Below are 15,235 nucleotides of genomic sequence, written 5' to 3' on the forward strand. Positions count from 1 at the left end.
TGCGAGGCCGCTCCAGCACGGGCGAGCGGCCACAAAAAACGGGAGCCTTGGCTCCCGTTTCTGTCTTGCCGGTGAGGCTTATTCGTCCATCTGCGATTGCAGGTAGTTCTGCAGGCCGACGGCGTCGATCAGGCTGAGCTGGGTTTCCAGCCAGTCGATGTGATCTTCCTCGGAGCAGAGAATCTCTTCCAGCAGTTCACGGCTGGCGTAGTCGCCGATGCTCTCGCAGTAGGCGATGGCGGCCTTGAGGTCACCGTGCGCCTTGTGCTCGATCTTCAGGTCGCATTCGAGCATTTCCTTGGTGTTCTCACCGATCAGGATCTTGCCCAGGTCCTGCAGGTTGGGAATGCCCTCGAGGAACAGGATGCGCTTGATCAGCTTGTCGGCGTGCTTCATCTCGTCGATGGATTCGTGATACTCGTGCTCGCCGAGCTTCTTCAAGCCCCAGTCCTCGTACATGCGGGCATGCAGGAAGTACTGGTTGATGGCGACCAGTTCGTTACCGAGAATCTTGTTCAGGTGTTGAATGACCTTCTTGTCGCCTTTCATGTTCGCTCCTGCTGTTTCAATGACCGTGACAGCCTCGAATTTTCTGCCGCGTTTCCATGTCTGTCAAACCTAAGTTCTTGAAACATAAGTAAAAATAAAACTGAATACGAATGTTTTCATTCCGCATCATGGCGCCAAGTTATTGAATTAACGCAATAAAAAAGTTGCGCCAAGTTGTCGCGTTGTTCGTACACCGGGTAACGAGCGCAAGATATTTTTTCTCGCCCAATAAAAAGCCCCGCAGAGCGGGGCATGAGGCACGCAGAATCTCAGGCGGCGTTGGCCGAATGCGGGTCGTGGCTGTGCAGGTAATCCTGCAGGCGGGTCTGTTGCGCCGGGGTCATGAACAGGCCGAGTTTGCTGCGGCGCCAGAGAATGTCGGCACTGCTGCGTGCCCACTCTTCGCGGCGCAGGTAATCCACTTCGCGGGTGTAGAGCCCGGCGCCGAGGTGGTCACCGAGATCGGTCAGGTTGTGCACGCCGTCGAGCAGGCGCCAGGTGCGGCTGCCGTAGCTGCAGGCCCAGCGTCGCGCCAGGCTGGTGGGGAGCCAGCCATAGCGGGCGCACAGCGCGTCGACCAGGGCCTCGAGGTTGTCCATGTCTTCACCGCCCGGCAGTGGCGCGTTCGCGGTCCAGGCGCTGCCGAGGTTGGCGAAGAAGGGGGCCAGTTGCTGCATGGCGGACTCCGCCAGCTTGCGATAGGTGGTCAGCTTGCCGCCGAACACCGAGAGCAGCGGCGCCTCGCCTGGCGCGCCGGACAACGACAGGGTGTAGTCGCGGGTGATCGCCGACGGCTCGTCGGATTCGTCATCGCACAGCGGGCGCACGCCCGCGAAGCTGTGCAGCACGTCGCTGCGGCTCAGCGGCTGCTTGAAGTGATCGTTGACCACCTTGAGCAGGTAATCGGTTTCCTCGGCGCTGATCGCGACCTGGGCGGGGTCGCCCTGGTATTCGCGGTCGGTGGTGCCGATCAGGGTGAAACGCTCCAGGTAGGGGATGGCGAAGACGATGCGGCGGTCTTCGTTCTGCAGGATGTAGGCCTGCTCGCCGTCATAGAGCCTTGGCACGACGATATGGCTGCCCTGGATCAGGCGGATGCCATAGGGCGACTGTTGCTTGAGGTCCTCGCGGATGAAGCGTGCGACCCAGGGGCCGGCGGCGTTGACCAGGCCACGGGCGCGAATCGAGAACAGGCTGCCATCGGCCCGTTCCAGGTGGATGTGCCACAGCCCCTTGCTGCGCCGGGCGCTGACGCAGCGGGTGCGCGGATGAACGTGCGCGCCGTTCTCCCGTGCGGCCATGGCGTTGAGCACCACCAGGCGGGCATCGTCCACCCAGCAGTCGGAGTATTCGAAACCGCGGGTGATTGCCTGTTTGAGCGGGCTGCCGGCGCCGAAGCGCAGGCCACGCGACGCCGGCAGGCGCTCGCGCTTGCCCAGGTGGTCATAGAGGAACAGGCCGGCGCGGATCATCCAGGCCGGGCGCAGGTGCGGGCGATGCGGCAGGACGAAGCGCATCGGCTTGACGATGTGCGGGGCCTTGGCCAGCAGCACTTCGCGCTCGGCCAGGGCTTCGCGCACCAGGCGAAATTCGTAGTGCTCCAGGTAGCGCAGGCCGCCGTGGATGAGCTTGCTGCTGGCCGAGGAGGTGTGGCTGGCCAGGTCGTCCTTTTCGCAAAGGAACACGGACAGGCCTCGACCGGCGGCATCGGCGGCGATGCCTACACCATTGATACCACCGCCAACGATGGCGAGGTCATAGACTTCCGCTACGGGGCTGGCGAACTGGTCGTGGGGCATCTGGCACGCTCGGCTACTGGATTCGAATGTGTGAATGTTCACTTTCGAAAATATGCTAGACGAAGATGTGCAGTTCCGCTACCCCGGCGCGCGATCACGCGCCGAGTGGTCATGCAGGATCCACCAGGTGGCCGGGCGGGCAGGTCAATGCCAGGGCGTGGCCATCAGACCAGGTCGAGCTGGACCTTGTGGCTGTGCAGCAGGCGGGTGATGGCAGCCGAGGGCGCGCTGTCGGTGAAGACGCGGTCGACCAGGGCGATCGAGCCCAGGCGCACCACTGCGTTGCGCCCGAACTTGCTGGAGTCGACGGCGAGCAGGACCTGCCGTGCGTTGTCGATGATGGCCTGGGAGACGCGGACTTCCTGGTAGTCGAAGTCGAGCAGGCTGCCGTCGTCGTCGATGCCGCTGATGCCGACGATGGCGTAGTCGACCTTGAACTGCTGGATGAAATCCACCGCCGCCTGGCCGACGATGCCGCCGTCGCTGCGTACCGTGCCGCCGGTCACCAGCACCTCGAAGTCGGCCTTGGCACTGAGCAGGGTGGCGACATGCAGGTTGTTGGTGATGACTTTCAGGCCCTTGTGGTTCTGCAGTTCACGGGCGATGGCTTCGGTGGTGGTGCCGATGTTGATGAACAGCGAGGCGTGGTCCGGGATCTGTGCGGCCACGGCTTCGGCGATGCGTTGCTTCTCGTCGCGCATCTGCCCGGCGCGCATGCCGTAGGCGGTGTTCTGGATGCTCGAGGACTCGCAGGCCGCGCCGCCATGCGTGCGACGCAACAGGCCATGCTCGGCCAGCTGGTTGATGTCGCGGCGAATGGTCTGCGGAGTGACGGCGAACGCCTGGGCCAGTTCGTCGATGCTGACGTAGCCGCGTTCGCGGGCGAGGTTGAGGATGTCGTGCTGGCGGGGAGCGAGATTCATGAGCGCTTCCTTTGAGGGTCACTCATTATAGGCTGTAGCTATGGGGGTTTTGGGCCTGTTAATGTAGGGCATCTTCACATTGCGTTTTCACATTCGAACATGACTCCAGCAATCGACCTGTTGAAAAAAGCCAAGGCCGAGCACCAGGTGCACAGCTATCAGCATGATCCCAAGGCGCCGTCCTACGGCCTGGAGGCGGCAGAGAAGCTTGGCCTGGCCCCTGCGCTGGTGTTCAAGACGCTGCTCGCCGCCACCGAGAAGGGCGAGTTGCTGGTCGCCGTGGTGCCAGTGGCTGGCAGCCTGGATCTCAAGGCACTGGCCGCGGCGGCGGGGGCGAAGAAGGCCGACATGGCCGACCCGGCTGCCGCGCAGCGCGCCACGGGCTACCTGGTGGGCGGGATCAGCCCGCTGGGACAGAAGAAGCGCCTGCGCACCTTCATCGACGAGTCGGCCCGGCAGCATGCCAGCGTTCACGTCAGCGCCGGTCGGCGCGGGCTGGAGCTGGAGCTATCGGCTGATACCCTGGCACAGCACACGCAAGGGCAGTTCGCGGCCATCGGCAAGGCTTGAGCGCGCCGGACGCCCCCGCTGTGGTCAACAGCGACACCATTCACGATAACAACAAGGAATCTTGCATGCCCCAGTACCTGCTAGCCATCGACCAGGGTACCACCAGCTCTCGCGCCATCATCTTCAGTGCCGAGGGGTTGCCGGTTGCGCGTGCCCAGCAGGAGTTCAGGCAGTACTTTCCGCAGGACGGCTGGGTCGAGCATGACGGCGAGGAAATCTGGTCGTCCACCCTCGAGGTCTGCCGCAAGGCCATCGCCGACAGTGGTCTGGACAGTGCGGAGATCGCCGCCATCGGCATCACCAACCAGCGCGAGACCACGCTGGTGTGGGACGCCGAGACCGGCAAGCCGATCCATCCGGCCATCGTCTGGCAGGACCGGCGCACCGCCGACTACTGTGCGGGGCTGAAGGGCGAGGGGCATGAGGCGATGGTCGCGGCCAAGACCGGCCTGTTGATCGATCCGTATTTCTCGGCCACCAAGTTGCGCTGGATTCTGCACAACGTGCCCGGCGCCCGTGAGCGCGCACAGCGTGGCGAACTGCGCTTCGGCACCGTCGACAGCTACCTGCTGTGGCACCTGACTGGCGGCAAGGTGCACCGTACCGACGCCAGCAACGCCTCGCGCACGCTGATGTTCAACATTCACCAGCAGTGCTGGGACGAGGAACTGCTCGCGCTGTTCGATATCCCCGCCAGCCTGCTGCCGGAAGTGCTCGACTGCGCCGCCGACTTTGGCCACACCGACAGCCAGCTGCTCGGTGCCAGCATTCCGGTACTGGGCATGGCCGGCGACCAGCAGGCGGCGTTGATCGGCCAGGCCTGCTTCGAGCCCGGTATGGTCAAGAGCACCTATGGCACCGGCTGCTTCATGATCCAGAACACCGGCGAGCAGCCGGTCAGCTCGAAGAATCGCCTGCTCACCACGGTGGGCTACCGCCTCGATGGCAAGGTGACCTACGCGGTGGAGGGCAGCATCTTCGTCGCGGGGGCCGCCGTGCAGTGGCTGCGCGATGGCATCAAGCTGATCAGCCATGCGCGCGACAGCGAGGCCCTCGCCGAGGCCACCGGCGATGCCTGCGGCGTCTATCTGGTGCCGGCGTTCACCGGCCTGGGCGCGCCTTACTGGGACCCGAAGGCGCGTGGCGCCATCTTCGGCCTGACCCGCGATACCGGGATCAAGGAGATCGTCACCGCCGGCCTGCAGTCGGTGTGCTATCAGACCTGCGACCTGCTCGAAGCCATGCGCCAGGACGGTGCGGCGGCGCCCAGTGCGCTGCGCGTCGACGGGGGCATGGTGGAGAACAACTGGGTCATGCAGTTCCTCGCAGACATCCTCGGGGTCAGCGTCGAGCGTCCCGAAGTGACCGAGACCACGGCGCTGGGGGTGGCCTACCTGGCCGGCCTGAAACTGGGCATCTACAGCGACCTGCAGGCCATCGCCAGTCACTGGCACCGTCAGCAGCGCTTCGAGCCGCGCATGAGCGAGGAGCAGCGCGCACGACTCTATGCCGGCTGGCTGGATGCGGTGAAGCGGGTGCGCAGCGAGGGCTGAACGTCGAGCCAGATTGGTAGGGGCGGCTTCAGCCGCCACTCACTCAGGCTTCGCGGCTGAAGCCGCTCCTGCCGGCAGGCAATGAGCATCTGGAAAACGCCAACTGTACCTGTCGCGCGGTGTGGCATGCAGGCATGCTGGCCGCTCCCGTTCGGTCAGGAAGATCCTCATGCCCCTCGCGTTTCATCAGGTCGACGCCTTTACCGACCAACCCTTCGCCGGCAATCCGGCCATGGTCTATCGCCTCGATGCCTGGCTCGACGACGGCCTGATGCAGCGCATCGCCGCCGAGCACAACCTGGCGGAAACCGCCTTCATGGTGAGGCAGGGGAGTGCCTGGCACATCCGCTGGTTCACGCCCGCCAGCGAGGTGCCGCTCTGTGGCCACGCCACGCTGGCCGCCGCCAAGGTGCTGTTCGATATCTACCAGGATCCCGCCGAGGTGCTGCACTTCACCTGCCTGTCCGGCGACCTGCAGGTGGCGAGGCGGGGCGAGCGCCTGGAGCTGGACTTCCCGGTGCGTCGTGCCGAGCCCGTCATGCCGCTGCTGCGCGACGAGGCTGCGCGGGCCCTGGGGCTCGAGGTGGAGCAGGTGCTGGCCTTGTTCAACACCGACGGCAGTGTGCAGGAGCTGATGGTGGTGCTGGCCGCGGAGGCCGATGTGCGTGCGCTGCAGCCGGATCTGCGGGCCCTGGCCACACTGCCGGGGCTTGGCGTGCTGGTCACCGCCGGTGGGCAGCAGCATGATTTCGTCTCGCGCTACTTCGCACCGAGCATCGGTATCGACGAGGACCCGGTGACCGGTTCGACGCACTGCATCCTCATGCCCTACTGGGTCGAACGCCTGGGGCGCTCGACCCTGAACGCCTTCCAGTGTTCGGCGCGGGGCGGAGAGCTGCTCTGTCGCCTGGACGGCGAGCGGGTGAAGATCGCCGGCCACGCCCGCCACATCGCCAGCGGTCAGCTGCTGCTCTGACTCAGTCGCTGCTGACCCGGCGCACGCCCGGTGAGTCGCTCAGCTGCAACTGCGCCGCGACACTGCCCAGAGCGGGGAAGGCCACCAGGTGGTCGGCGGCGATGCGGATACCCACCTCGTCGCCCTGCTGGTGATCGGCGTGGCTGGGGAATATCGACTCCAGCTGGCTGCCGGTCGGCAGTTGCAGGCGATACAGGGTGGCGGCGCCGAGGAAGGTCTTGCCGACGATACGCGCCTTCAGCTCGCTGCCCTCGTCCGGCACGATGTCGTCGGGGCGCAGCAGCACATCCACCGCGCTGCCCTTGGCCCAGGTATAGGCACGGTTGCCACGGATCAGGCCCAGTTCGGTCTGCACCGCCTCGGGGCTGAGCAACTGGCCACGGATGAAGTAACCCTGACCGATGAAGCTGGCCACGAAGGGGGTCAGCGGCTCGTGGTAGAGGTTGAAGGGCGTATCCCACTGTTCCAGGCGGCCATCCTTGAACACGCCGACGTGGTCGCTGACGGCGAAGGCTTCCTCCTGGTCGTGGGTCACCAGAATCGCGCTGGTACCACGGGCCTTGAGAATCTCGCGGACCTCATGGCTGAGGCGCCGGCGCAGTTCACCGTCGAGGTTGGAGAAGGGTTCGTCGAGCAGCAGCAGCTGCGGCTCCGGCGCCAGGGCGCGGGCCAGGGCGACGCGTTGCTGCTGGCCGCCGGACAGCTCGTGCGGGTAGCGCCTGGCCAGGTGGCCGAGCTTGACCAGCTCCAGCAGCTCGTGCGTCACGCGCTCGGCGTCGGGTTGCTTGCGGATGCCGAAGGCGATGTTCTCCGCGACGCTCAGGTGCGGGAACAAGGCGTAGTCCTGGAACACCATGCCGATGCGGCGTTTTTCCGGTGCCAGGGTAAAGCCGGCGCGCGAGATCACGGTGCCGGCCAGCTCGATCTCACCTTCGAGCACCGGTTCGAATCCGGCGATGGCGCGCAGGGTGGTGGTCTTGCCGCAGCCGGAGGGGCCGAGCAGGCAGCCGATGTCACCGGCATTGAGGTGCAGGTCGAGGTCCTGCACCACCTTGTGGGCGTGGTAGCCGCAGTTCAGCCCGCGCAGCTGCAGCAGTGGCTGGCTCATGCGTGGTGATAGGCCGGTTCGACCAGCATTTCCAGCAGCGCCTTCTGCGCATGCAGGCGGTTCTCGGCCTGGTCCCAGGCGACCGAGCGCTTGTCGTCGAGCATGTCGATGCTGATTTCCTCGCCGCGGTGCGCCGGCAGGCAGTGCATGAACAGCACGTTGTCGGCCGCGCCGTCGAGCAGGGCAGGGGTGACCTGGAAGGGGCGGAACAGCGCCATGCGCTGCTCGGCCTCGTCTTCCTGGCCCATCGAGGCCCACACGTCGGTGCTGACCAGGTGAGCGCCGGCCACGGCTTCACGCGGGTCACGCACGACCTGCACGCGGTCGCCGGCCAGGGCGAGGAAGCGGGCGTCCGGTTCGTAGCCTTGCGGGCAGGCGACCCGCAACTGGAAGTCGAACTGGATCGCCGCCTCGATATAGGAGTTGCACATGTTGTTGCCGTCGCCGATCCAGGCCACCGTCTTGCCGGCGATGCTGCCGCGATGTTCGAGGTAGGTCTGCATGTCGGCGAGCAACTGGCAGGGGTGCAGGTCATCGGACAGGCCGTTGATCACCGGCACCTTCGACTTGGCGGCGAATTCGATCAGGTTGCTGTGGGCGAAGGTGCGGATCATCACCGCGTCGAGCATGCTCGACATGACGATGGCGGCATCGCCGATCGGCTCGCCACGGCCCAGCTGGGTGTCGCGCGGGGAGAGGAAGATGGCCTGGCCGCCGAGCTGGATCATGCCGGCTTCGAACGAGAGGCGGGTACGGGTCGAAGCCTTCTCGAAGATCATGCCCAGTACGCGATTCTTCAGCGGCTCGAAGAGTACGCCGCGATTGCGCAGGTCCTTCAGCTCGATGCCTCGGCGGACCAGCCCCACCAGTTCGTCCGGTGTGTAATCCATCATCGAGATAAAGTGTCTGACGCTCATCGTTAACTACCTTTTCACTACAGTTCGCAAGCCCGCTGCCGGTACTGATTCCGGCAAAAACAGCAGTGCTTGCGGCAGGAGGCCGCAGGGTGCGACGAAACAGGGGGAAGGCGCGATCTTATAAGGAAATGACGAGCAGGCGCAAATTACGCCCGGGTAACTGACAAATTCATGTTTTGTAAGCCTTTTCCCAAAGCTACGTGCGAGATGTCACAAAACTGACATCGGCGCTTGCGCCGCTCTAGATCGGGGCCATAGGATGCCGCCGCCTTTCCAAGGCAATGCATTGCCCCCGTAACTGGGGTACCCATGGAAAATTGTGCAAAGGAGTTTTGCATGAAACACGTAGCCTACGCCGCAGCCTTCTCCGCTCTCGCCCTGCTGACTGGCTGTGCCAGCCAGAACGTTAGCCAACCGACTCTGCCACTGGGTGGTGGTGTCGAGACTAACCTGAAGGCAGACGTCAAGGTCGGCGAGTCCATCTCGGGTCAATCTTCGGTGAACATCCTGTTCGGTGTTCTGAAGCTGGGTGGTGACACTCAGTTCGCCGACGGCGTGACCTACGGTGGTGGCGAAGGTGGTTTCGCACTGGGTCTGGACCCGGTCGCTTCCGCCAAGTCCGCAGCTGCTTACAAGGCAGTCAAGGCCTCGGGTGCTGACGTGATCGTCGCCCCGCGTTACGAAGTGAACGTTCAGGATTACTTCGTATTCAAGACCGTTAACGTCAGCGTTACCGGTAAGAAAGGCACCGTTACCTCCATCCGTTAATCGGATCGGTACGCGCCTGAATCGGCAGGCTTGATGCCTGCCGATTCATGAGACGAACGCTGCTGGCGTCGTCCTCCCTCCCGGCCCATAGTTCCCTCCTGCGACCTGACCGGTCGTCTCGGATCAGAACAAGAGGCCAGGCCATGACCAAGTCCCTCCATTACCGTGCATGCCACCTGTGCGAAGCCATCTGTGGTCTCGCCATCGAAACCGAAACCCAGCCTGACGGCAGCACGCAGATTCGCTCGATCAAGGGCGACGCCCAGGACAGCTTCAGCCGTGGCCATATCTGCCCCAAGGCCGTGGCGCTGCAGGACATCCAGAACGACCCCGACCGCATTCGTCAGCCCATGCGCCGTATCGGCGAGCAGTGGCAGGCCATTGCCTGGGACGAAGCGTTCGAGCTGGTGGCCGAACGCCTGAGCGCGATCCAGGCTGCCCACGGGCAGAATGCCGTGGCCGTGTACCAGGGCAATCCCAGCGTGCACAACTACGGGTTGATGACGCACAGCAATTACTTCCTCGGTCTGCTGAAGACCCGCAACCGCTTCTCCGCCACCTCGGTCGACCAGTTGCCGCATCACCTGACCAGCCACCTGATGTACGGCCATGGTCTGCTGATCCCGATTCCCGATATCGATCACACCGACTTCATGCTGATCCTCGGCGGCAACCCGCTGGCGTCCAACGGCAGCATCATGACCGTGCCGGATGTGGAGAAGCGCCTCAAGGCCATCCAGGCGCGTGGCGGCAAGCTGGTGGTGGTCGACCCACGGCGCAGTGAAACCGCGGCGATTGCCGACCAGCACCTGTTCGTGCGTCCGGGCAGTGACGCGGCGCTGCTGTTGGCACTGCTCAACACCCTGTTCGAGGAGGGCCTGACCCGCACCAGCCACCTGGCGGTCGAGGGGCTGGAGCAGGTGCGTGCCGCCATTGCCGGTTTCGATGCCGAGCGCATGAGCGCCCGCTGCGGTGTGCCGGCGCCGACCATTCGCCAGCTGGCGCGGGACTTCGCCGCGGCCGACACGGCGGTGTGCTACGGCCGCATGGGCGTGTCCACCCAGGCATTCGGCACCCTGTGTCAGTGGCTGGTGCAACTGATCAATCTGGTTACCGGCAATCTCGATCGCAGCGGTGGCGTACTCTGCACCACGCCTGCGGTGGACCTGGTGGCGAGCACCTCGGGCGGCCATTTCGACCGCTGGCAGAGTCGGGTGTCCGGGCTGCCGGAGTACGGCGGCGAGCTGCCGGTCTCGGCGCTGGCCGAGGAGATGCTCACTCCGGGCGAAGGCCAGGTGCGTGCGCTGGTGACCGTGGCCGGCAACCCGGTGTTGTCCACGCCCAATGGCCGGCAGCTGGAGCAGGCGCTGGAAGGCCTGGACTTCATGCTCGCGGTGGATTTCTACATCAACGAGACCACCCGTTTCGCCGACCTCATCCTGCCACCCACGGCGCCGCTGGAGCACGATCACTACGACACCACCTTCAACGTCTTCGCCGTGCGCAACGTCACGCGCTTCAACGAGGCGATCCTGGCCAAGCCGGAAGGCGCGCTGCACGACTGGGAAATCTTCGTTGGCCTGGCCAAGGCGTTCGCGGCGCGCAACGGCCTGGAACTGAAGCCGAGCATGGCGCCGGAGCAGATGATCGACATGGGCCTGCGCTTCGGCCCCTACGGTGATCGCAGCGAGCGCAAGCTCAGCCTGGCGGCGCTGCGTGACCAGCCGCACGGTGTCGACCTGGGGCCGCTGCAGCCGAACCTGGCGGCGCGCCTGAAGACCCCGAACAAGACAGTGCAGGCCGCACCCGCGCAACTGCTGGCGGATCTGACGCGCTTCGCCGAGCAGGCGCAACCGGCTGACCAGCTGCTGTTGATCGGCCGGCGCCATGTGCGCAGCAACAATTCCTGGATGCACAACTACCACCGCCTGGTGAAGGGCAAGCCGCGTCACCAGCTGCTGATGAACCCGCAGGACCTGGCCAGTCGTGGCCTGGCCGACGGTCAGCGGGTGCAGGTGCGCTCACGCGTCGGCAGCATCGAAGTGGAGGTGGCGGCCAGCGACGAGGTCATGGCCGGCGTGGTCAGCCTGCCGCATGGCTGGGGGCATGCCCGCCCCGGTGTGCAGATGGACATTGCCCGTGCCCAGCCCGGGGCCAGTGCCAACGACCTGACCGACGAGCGCCAGCTCGATGCGCTGTCAGGCAATGCCGTGCTCAATGGCGTGCCGGTGGAGGTGGTGGCCGCGTAGCGTGGATGCGACGCGGGGCCGTACCGAATGCGCCGCCGAATGGCCTGCTGGCCAGGCGGCGATGGCAAGGCCGAGCATTGTGCTCGGCTTTTCGCTACAATCGCGCCACCGTGGCGACCGTCGGGTCGCGAAGTCTATGCTGAGGTGCCCCATGGATATCATCGAAACCATCAAAGAGCAGATCGCCAACAACACCGTTCTGCTGTACATGAAAGGCTCGCCCAACGCCCCGCAGTGTGGCTTCTCCGCCCGTGCTGCCCAGGTCGTGATGGGCTGCGGCGAGAAGTTCGCCTACGTCGACATCCTGCAGAATCCGGAAATCCGCGCGAACCTGCCGAAGTACGCCAACTGGCCGACTTTCCCGCAGCTGTGGGTCGGTGGCGAGCTGGTCGGCGGCAGCGACATCCTCACCGAGATGTTCGAGAAGGGCGAGCTGCAGACCCTGATCAAGGATGCCGTGGGCAAAGCCGACGCCTGATCGCTGCTCCGGCAGACAAAAAAGAACCCGCCTCGGCGGGTTCTTTGCTTTTCGGCGTGCGGCAGGCGCCTCTACTTCTTCACCCACTGCCCGCCAAGCTGGATGAACTGGCCTGCGGGCGTGCGGTCGATGGCCTTCTTGCCGGCGATCGCTTCCACGTCGCTCAGGCTGATGCCGTTGTCCTGTGCCACCTTCTGGTATTCGGCGCGGCGCGCCTGGTTGATCAGGCGGGCGATCTCGTCGGCCTGGCCGCCGGGTTGGACCACGCCCAGGTAGCCGTTGGGTTGCTCGCCCAGCTGGCCGCTGGCCTTGGCGTCACCCAGGGCGCTCATCGCCTGGTTCAGGGTCAGGGCATAGGCCGGCAGGCTCAGGGTCAACGCCAGCAGCAGGGTCGAAAGGTATCGGATCATCATGTTTCTCCTTGAGGAAACGCTGCGCTATCGGGTTTCCGTCAGCGGCTATCCCGGTGTCTCGGGTACGCGTGGGCAGCCTCAGAACAGGCCGCTGTCTTCGTTGAAGACGTTGTCCAGTGCCTTGTCCACCTTGATATAGATTTCGTGCTCGACCTTGACGTTCAGGTTGATGTTGATCGGCTCGTTGGGCATGGCCAGCTGCACCGTCGGCGTGCAGGCCTGGCACAACAGCCCCAGGCTAAGGACTGCGAGGAGGCGGTATAGGGGCATGGCGCTACTCCTTGGGCTCTTGAGGGACACGCTGGCGCATCCATCGTTGAATTCGTTGCTGGATGATGTCGTTGACCTTGTCGGTCAGCTGCAAGCTGGCCAGCAGGCTGGGAACGTCTTCCTGCAGGTTGATGTTGAAATTGATCGGCCGGTCCTGCTCGATGGCCGGGTTCTGCCCGTGCAGACGCAGACCCAGCTGCAGTGTGCCGGAGGTCGTGTAGTCGACGCTACCGTCGAGCAGATCGTAGTGGAAGTCTTCCAGCGCGTCGGTGACCAGCTTCATGCCCGGGTTGGCCTGGCCCATGGCGCGGATGCGCGGCGAGTGAAAGCGTAGCTGCCCGCCCGGTGCGCGCGCCTCGATCCTGCCTTGCTCCACGCTGATGCCCTGGCCAATGCGCAGCGGCAGGCTGCCGTCGATCAGGCCGTTGCCCTCCAGGCCCTCCGCCGGGTACACGCGAAACAGCGCCTGCAGGTCCAGGCCTTCGAGGCGCAGCGGCAGCAGCTGGCTTGGCTTGTCCAGCGCCCAGCTCGCCGGCGCCAGGCTCAGGCTGCCGCCAAGAATGCCCAGTTCGGCGCGGCGATGTTCCAGGGTGCCGGCCAGCGGCTGGCGGAGGCTGGCCTGGTAGCTGGCTTGCAGGTGCAGCGGGCCGAGAGGGATGCCAGGGTCGATCTGTTCGGCGCTGAGGTTGGCCAGCTCCAGCGTCAGGCGGTCGCCGTTCACGCGCAGCTGCGCCTGTGCATCGACGCCGCCGAGCGTGCTGCGGTCATAGATGCCGGCCAGGTTGCGGCCGTTCAGATTGGCCAGCAGCACCAGCGCTTTGCCCTTGGCCAGGCGCAGTGTGGCGTCGCCCTGGATACGACCGTTGTCGAGCGTCAGCAGGCCCGGCCAGTTGGCCAGGGTCTGGGCCAGCGGATTGCCGGCGCGCAGGAAGAGTTCATCGAGTCTGGCCGCGAGGCTCAGTTCATCGGCCTGGTTGCGCAGGTTCAGCGCCATGCTCAGGCCCGAGTCCGCCAGCAGCGCACCGTCGAGCGCCTGGCTCACCTCGCTGGCGTCGAGGCGGCCTTGCCACTGCCAACCCTGCGCCTGCAGTGGCGGGTATTGCAGGCGTCGTGCGCGTAGCGCCAATGGCCCGGACAGGCGCGTGGAGCCTGGCGTGCCACTCAGGTCGATGCCGTCGAGCGTGGCCTGGACGTGCTGCAGGTCGAGTTCGTCCACGCGCAGGCGCTGGACAGTCAGGCCTGTGTTCCTGCCGAGGCTGAACTGCCATTGCTGCGCTGTGGAATGGCCGCTCAGGTTCAGCTGCAGGTGCAGGTCATCGAGGCGGCTGCCGGCCAGCGTCAGGCGCTTGCTGCGCGCATCGAGCTGCAGCTGGCCGACGTCGAGCGCCCAGTCCTCTGCGGCCTGGCGCAGGCCGAGCGTGGCGTCGGCCTGCAGTTCGAGGGGCCCCTGGGCGGCGAGCGTCAGACGCAGGGCCAGCTCATCGTCCGTGGCGCTGTCCATGGGCGTTATCCCCAGCTGCAGCTGCTCGGGGCGCAGGCCGGCCGGGACGTTCTGCAGCCAGGCCGCGTCGCGGCTGTCCAGCTGCAGCTCGCCGTGCGCCTGATACGCCTGCCAGCGGCCGCCGGTATTGCGCAGGTCGAGCGCCAGCGCACCGCTGATCGGGCCCACGCTGGGGATCGGCCAGGGCTGCGGCAGGCGCGCATCGATTCGCAGCCAGCCGGGGGCTGTCAGCAGTGCGTCGAGCTGCCGGGCCTCGTCAGGCAACTGCAGTTGCCATTGCGCGCTGACGCCGGCCTGCTGTGGCGTGCTCGGCAGCTGCGGGCTGGCGGCTGGCAGCCACTCGCTGAGCCAGGTGCTGACCCAGGCCAGGTCGGGCAGGGGTGCGACCTCCAGGTCGCCGCTCCAGCGCATGGCGGTATCGGCCTGGGGTCTGAGGTCGCTGCGCAGATCCAGTTGCGGCTGATCGTCCAGGCGCATGCTCATCTGCAGCTGGCGGCTGCTGTTCGGCGTGCTGCCCAGCCCCTGCAACTGTGCCTGCAGCGTGGCACTGTGGCCTGCCCGCAGCAGCTGCAGTTGCAGTTGCAGCGCATCGTCCAGCTGTTGCAGGGTGAGATGCCCGTTCAGGGTGCAGCGACCGCTTGCACAGGGCAGCTGCGCCGTCATCTCGCGCACGCTGATCTGGCGCGGTAGCCAGGGCAGGGCGGCGAGCAGATCGCGCAGGGGACGGGCGGGGTCGTCCGTGTCCGGGCTGTCCTGCTGCGCCTGTGGCGCCTGCCAGTCGGCCCGCAGCCCCTGCACCAGCAGGCGGTAGCGCGGCGCCTCGCTGGCCAGCCAGTCGAGCTGCACCTGATCGGCCTGCAGCTGGAGTTCGCTGTCCTGGCGCCGGGTCAGGCTGACGTCGCTGAAGCGTACCCCGCGCCAGGACAGGCTCAGGCGCTGCCAGTCCAGCTCGACATGCTGCTCCGCGAGCAGTTGCTGCACGCGGTAGCCGGCGTAGCAGGCCAGTAGCGACAGCAGCGCCAGTATCGCTGCGCAGGTGCTCGCCCAGAAACGCCGGCGGCTCATGAGTTCTCCTTGCTCGATGCACTGGCGCCGACGTTAACCGATGCTCCCCTGGGTGCCAAGCCGCTTTCCGTGCTATGGTGTGTTCATGGCTTTTCA

The 15,235-nt window shown here is 65.6% G+C and carries 14 protein-coding genes; 6 read left to right on the forward strand and 8 right to left on the reverse strand.

Translation table 11 applies throughout. The features are described 5' to 3' along the window. Nucleotides 1-78: 78 nt before the first annotated feature. The 3 genes from bfr to E4487_RS04465 form a co-directional block, all read right to left on the reverse strand. The gene (gene bfr / locus E4487_RS04455; protein ID WP_037049325.1) at nucleotides 79-549 is read right to left on the reverse strand and encodes a bacterioferritin; all 471 of its coding nucleotides are present in this window, start codon (nucleotides 547-549) and stop codon (nucleotides 79-81) included. Between the two features lie 269 nt (nucleotides 550-818). Continuing rightward, on the reverse strand, nucleotides 819-2,348 hold the full coding sequence (gene glpD / locus E4487_RS04460; protein WP_175252785.1) for a glycerol-3-phosphate dehydrogenase: 1,530 nt from the start codon (nucleotides 2,346-2,348) through the stop codon (nucleotides 819-821). 164 nt (nucleotides 2,349-2,512) lie between these two features. Next, nucleotides 2,513-3,271: a DeoR family transcriptional regulator gene (locus E4487_RS04465; protein WP_047588448.1), complete on the reverse strand. Its 759-nt coding sequence runs from the start codon at nucleotides 3,269-3,271 to the stop codon at nucleotides 2,513-2,515. Between the two features lie 99 nt (nucleotides 3,272-3,370). Between E4487_RS04465 and ybaK the strand changes: the two genes are divergently transcribed. From ybaK to E4487_RS04480, 3 genes are all read left to right on the forward strand, one after another. Continuing rightward, complete coding sequence (gene ybaK / locus E4487_RS04470) at nucleotides 3,371-3,841, forward strand: Cys-tRNA(Pro) deacylase (RefSeq protein WP_175252786.1); 471 nt, start codon at nucleotides 3,371-3,373, stop codon at nucleotides 3,839-3,841. A gap of 65 nt (nucleotides 3,842-3,906) precedes the next feature. Beyond that, nucleotides 3,907-5,394, forward strand: coding sequence for a glycerol kinase GlpK (gene glpK, locus E4487_RS04475; RefSeq protein ID WP_175252787.1), 1,488 nt, complete (start codon nucleotides 3,907-3,909; stop codon nucleotides 5,392-5,394). Between the two features lie 169 nt (nucleotides 5,395-5,563). Beyond that, on the forward strand, nucleotides 5,564-6,370 hold the full coding sequence (locus tag E4487_RS04480; protein WP_175252788.1) for a PhzF family phenazine biosynthesis protein: 807 nt from the start codon (nucleotides 5,564-5,566) through the stop codon (nucleotides 6,368-6,370). 1 nt (nucleotide 6,371) lies between these two features. Here the strand turns inward: E4487_RS04480 and E4487_RS04485 are convergent, their stop codons facing one another. Together E4487_RS04485 and argF are read right to left on the reverse strand one after the other, a co-directional pair. After that, nucleotides 6,372-7,478, reverse strand: coding sequence for an ABC transporter ATP-binding protein (locus tag E4487_RS04485; protein WP_037049312.1), 1,107 nt, complete (start codon nucleotides 7,476-7,478; stop codon nucleotides 6,372-6,374). Beyond that, nucleotides 7,475-8,395, reverse strand: a complete 921-nt coding sequence (gene argF, locus E4487_RS04490) for an ornithine carbamoyltransferase (protein WP_037049310.1) — start codon at nucleotides 8,393-8,395, stop codon at nucleotides 7,475-7,477. Before argF ends, E4487_RS04485 begins: the two co-directional genes overlap by 4 nt. A 336-nt stretch (nucleotides 8,396-8,731) precedes the next feature. Between argF and E4487_RS04495 the strand changes: the two genes are divergently transcribed. The 3 genes from E4487_RS04495 to grxD all read left to right on the forward strand — a co-directional run bounded on the left by E4487_RS04495 (nucleotide 8,732) and on the right by grxD (nucleotide 11,890). After that, nucleotides 8,732-9,163, forward strand: coding sequence for a hypothetical protein (locus E4487_RS04495; protein ID WP_047588458.1), 432 nt, complete (start codon nucleotides 8,732-8,734; stop codon nucleotides 9,161-9,163). Nucleotides 9,164-9,306: 143 nt separating this feature from the next. Beyond that, nucleotides 9,307-11,412 (forward strand): molybdopterin oxidoreductase family protein, encoded by a 2,106-nt coding sequence (locus E4487_RS04500; RefSeq protein WP_175252789.1) that lies wholly within the window; start codon nucleotides 9,307-9,309, stop codon nucleotides 11,410-11,412. 151 nt (nucleotides 11,413-11,563) lie between these two features. Next, the gene (gene grxD / locus E4487_RS04505; RefSeq protein ID WP_037049304.1) at nucleotides 11,564-11,890 is read left to right on the forward strand and encodes a Grx4 family monothiol glutaredoxin; all 327 of its coding nucleotides are present in this window, start codon (nucleotides 11,564-11,566) and stop codon (nucleotides 11,888-11,890) included. 71 nt (nucleotides 11,891-11,961) lie between these two features. Here grxD and E4487_RS04510 read toward each other — a convergent pair whose 3' ends face one another. The 3 genes from E4487_RS04510 to E4487_RS04520 all read right to left on the reverse strand — a co-directional run bounded on the left by E4487_RS04510 (nucleotide 11,962) and on the right by E4487_RS04520 (nucleotide 15,139). After that, nucleotides 11,962-12,300 (reverse strand): YdbL family protein, encoded by a 339-nt coding sequence (locus E4487_RS04510; protein WP_037049301.1) that lies wholly within the window; start codon nucleotides 12,298-12,300, stop codon nucleotides 11,962-11,964. Nucleotides 12,301-12,381: 81 nt separating this feature from the next. Next, complete coding sequence (locus tag E4487_RS04515) at nucleotides 12,382-12,573, reverse strand: YnbE family lipoprotein (protein ID WP_037049298.1); 192 nt, start codon at nucleotides 12,571-12,573, stop codon at nucleotides 12,382-12,384. A gap of 4 nt (nucleotides 12,574-12,577) precedes the next feature. Further along, entirely contained in the window at nucleotides 12,578-15,139 is a 2,562-nt protein-coding gene (locus E4487_RS04520; RefSeq protein ID WP_175252790.1) for a YdbH domain-containing protein, read from the reverse strand. Nucleotides 15,140-15,235 lie beyond the last annotated feature (96 nt).

The sequence above is a fragment of the Pseudomonas sp. BMW13 genome (genome assembly GCF_013357275.1).
GTDB lineage: Bacteria > Pseudomonadota > Gammaproteobacteria > Pseudomonadales > Pseudomonadaceae > Aquipseudomonas > Aquipseudomonas khazarica.

Excerpts from the sequence above, each read along its gene's own strand:
- argF (WP_037049310.1), bottom strand. The coding sequence starts at position 8,395 with ATGAGCGTCAGACACTTTATCTCGATGATGGATTACACACCGGACGAA.
- E4487_RS04480 (WP_175252788.1), top strand. The coding sequence starts at position 5,564 with ATGCCCCTCGCGTTTCATCAGGTCGACGCCTTTACCGACCAACCCTTC.
- E4487_RS04520 (WP_175252790.1), bottom strand. The coding sequence starts at position 15,139 with ATGAGCCGCCGGCGTTTCTGGGCGAGCACCTGCGCAGCGATACTGGCG.
- E4487_RS04485 (WP_037049312.1), bottom strand. The coding sequence starts at position 7,478 with ATGAGCCAGCCACTGCTGCAGCTGCGCGGGCTGAACTGCGGCTACCAC.
- glpK (WP_175252787.1), top strand. The coding sequence starts at position 3,907 with ATGCCCCAGTACCTGCTAGCCATCGACCAGGGTACCACCAGCTCTCGC.
- grxD (WP_037049304.1), top strand. The coding sequence starts at position 11,564 with ATGGATATCATCGAAACCATCAAAGAGCAGATCGCCAACAACACCGTT.
- E4487_RS04465 (WP_047588448.1), bottom strand. The coding sequence starts at position 3,271 with ATGAATCTCGCTCCCCGCCAGCACGACATCCTCAACCTCGCCCGCGAA.
- ybaK (WP_175252786.1), top strand. The coding sequence starts at position 3,371 with ATGACTCCAGCAATCGACCTGTTGAAAAAAGCCAAGGCCGAGCACCAG.
- bfr (WP_037049325.1), bottom strand. The coding sequence starts at position 549 with ATGAAAGGCGACAAGAAGGTCATTCAACACCTGAACAAGATTCTCGGT.
- E4487_RS04515 (WP_037049298.1), bottom strand. The coding sequence starts at position 12,573 with ATGCCCCTATACCGCCTCCTCGCAGTCCTTAGCCTGGGGCTGTTGTGC.
- E4487_RS04510 (WP_037049301.1), bottom strand. The coding sequence starts at position 12,300 with ATGATCCGATACCTTTCGACCCTGCTGCTGGCGTTGACCCTGAGCCTG.
- E4487_RS04500 (WP_175252789.1), top strand. The coding sequence starts at position 9,307 with ATGACCAAGTCCCTCCATTACCGTGCATGCCACCTGTGCGAAGCCATC.
- E4487_RS04495 (WP_047588458.1), top strand. The coding sequence starts at position 8,732 with ATGAAACACGTAGCCTACGCCGCAGCCTTCTCCGCTCTCGCCCTGCTG.
- glpD (WP_175252785.1), bottom strand. The coding sequence starts at position 2,348 with ATGCCCCACGACCAGTTCGCCAGCCCCGTAGCGGAAGTCTATGACCTC.